The organism is Akkermansia sp. UBA7090 (assembly GCF_002493465.1).
GTDB classification, from domain to species: domain Bacteria; phylum Verrucomicrobiota; class Verrucomicrobiia; order Verrucomicrobiales; family Akkermansiaceae; genus Akkermansia; species Akkermansia muciniphila_A.
This window is the reverse complement of sequence record NZ_DKYW01000001.1, coordinates 37,228-43,479: the sequence shown is the minus strand read 5'-3', so window position 1 is coordinate 43,479 and position 6,252 is coordinate 37,228. Positions and strand designations below refer to the sequence as shown.

Here is a 6,252-nt window from a genome sequence, read left to right as displayed (position 1 = left end):
CCCGGTAATGAAAAAACTCCCGGCAGCCGAGGCCGCCGGGAGTTTTTGTAGAGCGTCTTGAGAAGGAATCCTACTTTAGAAGCAGAGGCCTTCCTTGGCGTTGGCCCGCATGAAGTCGCGGTTGAGGCGGGCGATGTTGTCCACGCTGATGCCTTTCGGGCAGGCGGCTTCACATTCGTACTGGTTCGTACAGTTGCCGAAGCCTTCCGCTTCCATCTGCTTCATCATGGCCAGAACGCGCTTGGAGCGTTCCGGCTGGCCCTGTGGCAGCAGATTGAGATGAGCGATCTTGGCGGACGTGAACAGCATGGCGGAGGCGTTTTTGCAGGAGGCCACGCAGGCGCCGCAGCCGATGCAGGCGGCGGCGTCAAAGGCGGCGTCCGCCTTCACTTTTTCCACGGCGATGTTGTTGGCGTTCGGCGCGGAGCCGGTGCGCACGTCAATGTAGCCGCCGGCGGCGATGATGCGGTCCAGGGCGGAACGGTCCACCATCAGGTCCCGTAGGATCGGGAAAGCCTTCGCGCGGAAGGGTTCGATCCAGACGGTGTCGCCGTCCTTGAACTTGCGCATGTGAAGCTGGCAGGTGGTTACCTGGCGTTCCGGCCCGTGGGGAATGCCGTTGATGGTCAGGGAGCACATGCCGCAGATGCCTTCCCGGCAGTCGTGGTCAAAATGGATGGGTTCCTTGCCTTCCTTGACCAGACCTTCATTGACGATGTCCAGCATTTCCAGGAAGGAGGCGTCCACCGGAATGTCCTTGGCGGCATAGGTCTCAATGCGGCCCTTGGCGTCACGGTTTTCCTGGCGCCAGACCTTGAGAGTGAGATTGAGTGTTTTAGCCATGTTATAATCTTTCTTTTGAGTGTTAATGTATTGGCTATCTTTACTTGTAGCTGCGGATGGCAAGGTGCACGTTCTCGAAGGTCAGCGGTTCCTTGTGGAGAACAGGCAGGCTGTCCACGCCGGTGTATTCCCAGGCGGCTACGTAGGCGTATTCATCGTCGTTGCGCTTGGCTTCGCCGTCCGGCAGCTGGTATTCCACGCGGAAGTGCGCGCCGCAGGATTCCTGACGGTTCAGGGCGTCATAGCAGAGCAGCTGGGCGAATTCCAGGAAGTCGGCCACGCGGCAGGCTTTTTCCAGTTCCGCGTTGATTCCGTCCGCCGTGCCGGTTACGCGCACGTTTTCCCAGAATTCCTTGCGGAGCTGGGGAATGCGTTCAATGGCGTGGGTCAGGCTTTCTTCCGTGCGGGCCATGCCGCAGTCTTCCCACATGATGAGGCCCAGTTCCCGGTGGAAGGAGTCCACCGTCTTGGTGCCCTTCACGCTCAGGAGTTTGTTGATGCGTTCCTTCACCTCGTCTTCCGCAGCCTTGAATTCCGGGGAGGCGGTGGTGACGGCGCCCGGCTTGGTGGTCGTCAGGTAGGCGGGCAGCGTGGCGGGGATGACGAAGTAGCCGTCAGACAGGCCCTGCATCAGGGCGGAGGCACCCAGGCGGTTGGCGCCGTGGTCGGAGAAGTTGGCTTCACCGAGGACGTGCAGCCCCTTTACGTTGGACATGAGGTTGTAGTCCACCCACAGGCCGCCCATGGTGTAGTGGGAGGCGGGATAAATCATCATGGGCGTTTCATGGGGGTCGTCGTCCGTGATTTCTTCGTACATGTCAAACAGGTTGCCGTACTGGCCGTCAATCCATTCGCGGCCCATGCGCTTGATTTCATCCGCAAAGTCCAGGAAGACGCCCTTGCCGGTGATGGCCACGCCGCGGCCGTCGTCGCAGGCTTCCTTGGCGGCGCGGGAGGAAATGTCGCGCGGAGCCAGGTTGCCGAAGGAGGGATACTTGCGTTCCAGGTAGTAGTCCCGTTCTTCTTCGGGAACATCGGAAGGCTTGATTTCCTTTTTGCGGATTTTTTCCGCGGTTTCACGGGACTTGGGCACCCAGATGCGGCCGCTGTTGCGGAGGGATTCCGACATCAGCGTCAGCTTGGACTGGTAGTCGCCCTTGACCGGAATGCAGGTGGGGTGGATTTGCGTGAAGCAGGGGTTGGCGAAGAAAGCGCCGCGCTTGTAGGCCTTGTAGGCGGCGGTGACGTTGCAGCCCATCGCGTTGGTGGACAGGAAGAACACGTTGCCGTAGCCGCCCGTGCAGAGCAGGACGGTATCCCCTGCGTAGGACTTGATTTCACCGGTGACCAGATTGCGGGTGACGATGCCCTTGGCTTCGCCGTCCACCAGCACCAGATCCATCATTTCGTGGCGGGAGAACATTTCAATGTGTCCTTTGGCCACTTCCTTTTCCAAGGCCTGGTAAGCGCCCAGCAGGAGCTGCTGGCCCGTTTGCCCGCGTGCGTAGAAGGTGCGCTTGAGCTGGGCGCCGCCGAAGGAGCGGTTATCCAGCAGGCCGCCGTATTCACGGCCAAAGGGAACGCCCTGGGCCACGCACTGGTCAATGATGTTGGAGGAAACTTCCGCCAGGCGGTAAACGTTGGCTTCACGGGCGCGGAAGTCGCCGCCCTTGACGGTGTCGTAAAACAGGCGGTAAACGGAGTCGCCGTCGTTCTGGTAATTCTTGGCCGCGTTGATGCCGCCCTGGGCCGCAATGGAGTGGGCGCGGCGGGGGCTGTCCTGGTAGCAGAAGCATTTGACGTTGTAGCCAAGTTCGGCGAGCGTAGCGGCGGCGGAGGCGCCGGCCAGGCCGGAACCTACCACAAGCACCGTGTATTTGCGCTTGTTGTTCGGATTGATCAGTTTGGACTCAAGCTTGTACTTGGACCATTTGTCCTGAATAGGGCCGGAAGGAATTTTGGCATCCGGCATCCAGTCGCTTACGGGAAAATTAATCATGACTTTGAGAGGAGTTGATGGTTATTTGATGATGCCCAGAAGAACCGAGACCGGCACGGAGATGAAGCCCAGGCAGATAATCGCGCCGTAGGCGATGGCGACAAAGTTGTAAAGGGGCCGGATTTTGCGGGAATCGACGCCCACAGTCTGGAAGATGGACTGCACCCCGTGGCGCAGGTGGCTGAACAGCATCAGAACGGCCAGGATGTAGAAGGCGGAGCACCATACGTTGGAGAATCCGGCCACGATCATTTTGTACACGTCAAAGGTTTCCACCGTGCCGTCGGAAATGAAGGTGGTGAACTGGGCGGGGTCATATCCCACGCGCAGGGTGTACTGGTACAGGTGGTAGACCAGGAACACCAGGACGGTCAGGCCGGTGTAAATCATGTAGCGGGAGGAGAGCGTCGCCTTGATGGTGTTCTTGAACACGTAGGGTTCGCGGGCCGCATTGTTTTCCAGCTTCAGCTGGATAGTCAGCCAGACGTGGATGATGAAGATCACCCCAAGCCCCGCGCGAATGCCCCAGAGGGCTGCTTCCGGCATGGAGTGCAGGCCGTGGGCATAGGTGTTGATCCATTCAGGGCCTCCGAAAATGAGAAGGTTGCCTGCCAGGTGTCCCGCAAGGAACAAGACCAAACATAACCCCGTCAGAGCCACAATGATTTTGCGGCCGATGGAGGATGTCACGAATGTACATATGGTTTTTACTAGTGCATTCATAGGCGCTCTAATGAAATAAATGCGTCTCCACAAGATGCCCGGTTCAGGCACGGATGGCAAGCCTCTTCTTGAATTTCCGGCTCTTTTCGGATTTTTGAAAAGCCGTGGAAAGGCGTTGCTGTTTATCAGTTTGGAATAGTTATTATTTTGTTACCTGTTCCGGCTTGACGAGGCTTTCCGCACAGGCGTATCGTCTGTGCATGAAAAGGAGTAAAAAAGAGGTGCTGGACGCGGATTTCGCAGCGGCGCGCGCCGGCGTTCTGGATGTGGCCGCATTTCTGGACCGGGTGGACCGAGGGGAGGGAGAGGCGGATTTCCGCTACCATGCCCTGATGGAGGTTCTTCCCCTTTTGTCCGCATCCGGCCCCGGGCGTGTCCGGGCCATTCTGGAAGCCCTTTCCTACAGGGATGACGCCGTGCCGGAAACCGCCGCGGCCAAGGCGGCCTGCGGAGCTCCGAACTTCAGCAAATAGGAATCATGGCTTTTATCGAACCTCATATACATATGGTGTGCCGCACCACAGACGAATACCGGGCCATGGCGCAGGCGGGCTGCCTGGCGGTAGGGGAGCCGGCGTTCTGGGCCGGTTACGACCGTTCGTCCGTGGACGGTTTCCGGGATTATTTCGTACAGCTTACGGAAGGCGAACCCGCCAGGGCGGCCAAGTTCGGCATGGACCATTACACATGGCTGTGCATCAATCCCAAAGAGGCTCAAGACGTGGCCTTTGCACGGGAGGTAATGACGCTCATTCCGGAGTTTATTGACCGGCCCAATGTCCTCGGCATCGGGGAAATAGGGCTGAACCGGAATACTTCCCATGAAATGACCATTTTTGAAGAGCATCTGGATCTGGCGGTGCGCCTCAACCAGCTTGTGCTGATTCACACTCCCCATCTGGAAGACAAGCTGAAGGGGACCAGGATGATTCTTTCCGCCCTGAAAAACCGCCCGGATCTGGATCCCGGCCGCGTGCTGGTGGACCACTGCGAGGAACATACCTTTCCGCTGGTGAAGGAGGCCGGCTACTGGGCCGGACTGACCCTTTATCCCACCAGCAAACTGAATCCCAAGCGGGCGGCGGATATTCTGGAAATATATGGGATGGAGCGCGTCTGGGCCAATTCCGCGGCGGACTGGGGGGATTCCAATCCCCTGGCGCTGACGGCCCTGGCCTGCGAGCTCCGCAAGCGCGGTTTTTCCCGCCGGGAGGCGGAGCGGCTCCTTCTGGACAATCCGGAGGCGTTCATGGGCCAGTCCCCGAAGTTTCGGAAAGTGTCGTCCCGCTAGTCCCGTGCGCGGCGGGCAGGAAGGCCGCTAATCCCCATCCGGAAAGAAGACGGTGAAGACGGCTCCCAAAATGACTGCGGCGTCGTCCAGCAGTCCCAGCTTGTCTATTCCGGCAAACAGGAATTCATCGGGAATCAGAATATAGACGCCGGCAAGGACGAGCAGGCATATATTGCGCTTGTTGAAAAAGTGCGGTTCTTCCTTTTTGCTTTTGAAATAACGGAAAAAGCGTAGTAGCAGTTGCTGTTTCTGGTGGGTCATGGCCGGAGGATGCTGGTGAGACGGTTTTCTCCCCTTCAGCCGGGAGGAGCAGGTTGGAAAACGGAGGCTTCTTCCGGAATGGACAGGCCGTGCCGGAACGGCCTGGGCGGGGGAGCGGATTGCCGTCTAGGATGGGATGTTCCGGATGTGGGAGGAAGACTCGCTTTCCCACGTCCGTTTCCGGTTTTTTCTGCGCTGGAAAATGGATTGGCGTGGGGACCGGGCAATACCGCTGTTCCGCGGGGAGGGGCCTGCCGCACGGCGCCTGAATATCGTTTTTCCGGAAGAGGGCATTTCCCCGCCCAGCGCTTTGGCAGAGCCTTTGGGAGGGCGCCATATGGGTATGGAAAGGGCTGCCTCACGATTACATGAGGCAGCCCTGGAAAAAAGCGAGCGGACCGATGAAGCAACCTTATGCTCTGCGGCGGCGCACCATCAGCGCAGCCAGCCCCAGCAGGCCCAGCGTGGCCGTGGCGGGTTCCGGAATGCTGGCGATTTCACTCATCAGCTGACCTACCTGGTCCTGGGAAAGGCAGGAGTCATGAACGTAGAGCTGTTGGATGGCGTCGGACAGTTGGGTATCAAACAGAATCTGGTCGATAGTCGCGCTGCTGAATTTCAGGCCAGGGGAGGAATAATAGTTATCGTTGGCGCCAGCATAGATGCGGGAGCCGATATCTCCGGTGACTACAGAGATGGTCAGGAGTCCTTCCGTGCCCAGCGGAGTTGACGCGATAGGAGAGGCATATGCGGCATTGTTCCATAATCCCTGGAGTTTACGATCCGTATTCACGCCCGCACCCCAGCTTGTGCTTCCGCCTTTGGCGTTGAACAGGGCGGTATAGGTCTGCGGCGTGTTGATTTTGCCCAGGTCCAGGACCATGGTCACGGTCATGTTATTGCGATTGCTTGCAGCCGGAGTGCTAAAATTCACCCCGCTTAACGTCAGATTGTCGGCGCCTTGCGTGAGGGTAACGGAATCCTTCAGAGTGCCAAAATCCGCCGTCAGGGAGGAGAAGTCCGAATATCCCACGATGGAACTATCCAGCAGGCTGGTATCCGCAGTAGCGCTCAGGCTCATGCCGGCAGAAAGAATCAGAGTGGATAATAATTTCTTCATGATTGGTATCTTAAT

At 58.4% G+C, this 6,252-nt stretch carries 7 protein-coding genes; 2 read left to right on the top strand and 5 right to left on the bottom strand.

Annotation, left to right across the window (positions count from 1 at the left end):
* Window positions 1–75: 75 nt before the first annotated feature.
* Genes B3075_RS00205 through B3075_RS00195 form a run of 3 tightly spaced genes read right to left on the bottom strand, consistent with a single transcriptional unit; the run spans window position 76 to window position 3,532 of the window.
* On the bottom strand, window positions 76–843 hold the full coding sequence (locus tag B3075_RS00205; RefSeq protein WP_022197426.1) for a succinate dehydrogenase/fumarate reductase iron-sulfur subunit: 768 nt from the start codon (window positions 841–843) through the stop codon (window positions 76–78).
* 40 nt (window positions 844–883) lie between these two features.
* Window positions 884–2,842, bottom strand: a complete 1,959-nt coding sequence (locus B3075_RS00200; RefSeq protein ID WP_290488618.1) for a fumarate reductase/succinate dehydrogenase flavoprotein subunit — start codon at window positions 2,840–2,842, stop codon at window positions 884–886.
* A gap of 21 nt (window positions 2,843–2,863) precedes the next feature.
* The gene (locus tag B3075_RS00195) at window positions 2,864–3,532 is read right to left on the bottom strand and encodes a succinate dehydrogenase cytochrome b subunit (protein WP_179218559.1); all 669 of its coding nucleotides are present in this window, start codon (window positions 3,530–3,532) and stop codon (window positions 2,864–2,866) included.
* 233 nt (window positions 3,533–3,765) lie between these two features.
* On the opposite strand from B3075_RS00195, the gene B3075_RS00190 reads away from it, so the two are divergent.
* Window positions 3,766–4,038 carry a hypothetical protein gene (locus B3075_RS00190; protein WP_128804737.1) on the top strand — a complete coding sequence of 91 codons (273 nt, stop codon included), beginning with the start codon at window positions 3,766–3,768 and terminating at the stop codon, window positions 4,036–4,038.
* A 5-nt stretch (window positions 4,039–4,043) separates the two neighbouring features.
* Window positions 4,044–4,856 (top strand): TatD family hydrolase, encoded by an 813-nt coding sequence (locus B3075_RS00185; RefSeq protein ID WP_290488617.1) that lies wholly within the window; start codon window positions 4,044–4,046, stop codon window positions 4,854–4,856.
* 27 nt (window positions 4,857–4,883) lie between these two features.
* Here the strand turns inward: B3075_RS00185 and B3075_RS00180 are convergent, their stop codons facing one another.
* Window positions 4,884–5,117, bottom strand: coding sequence for a hypothetical protein (locus B3075_RS00180; protein ID WP_290488616.1), 234 nt, complete (start codon window positions 5,115–5,117; stop codon window positions 4,884–4,886).
* 412 nt (window positions 5,118–5,529) lie between these two features.
* Window positions 5,530–6,237 (bottom strand): PEP-CTERM sorting domain-containing protein, encoded by a 708-nt coding sequence (locus B3075_RS00175; RefSeq protein WP_290488615.1) that lies wholly within the window; start codon window positions 6,235–6,237, stop codon window positions 5,530–5,532.
* Window positions 6,238–6,252: the final 15 nt, after the last annotated feature.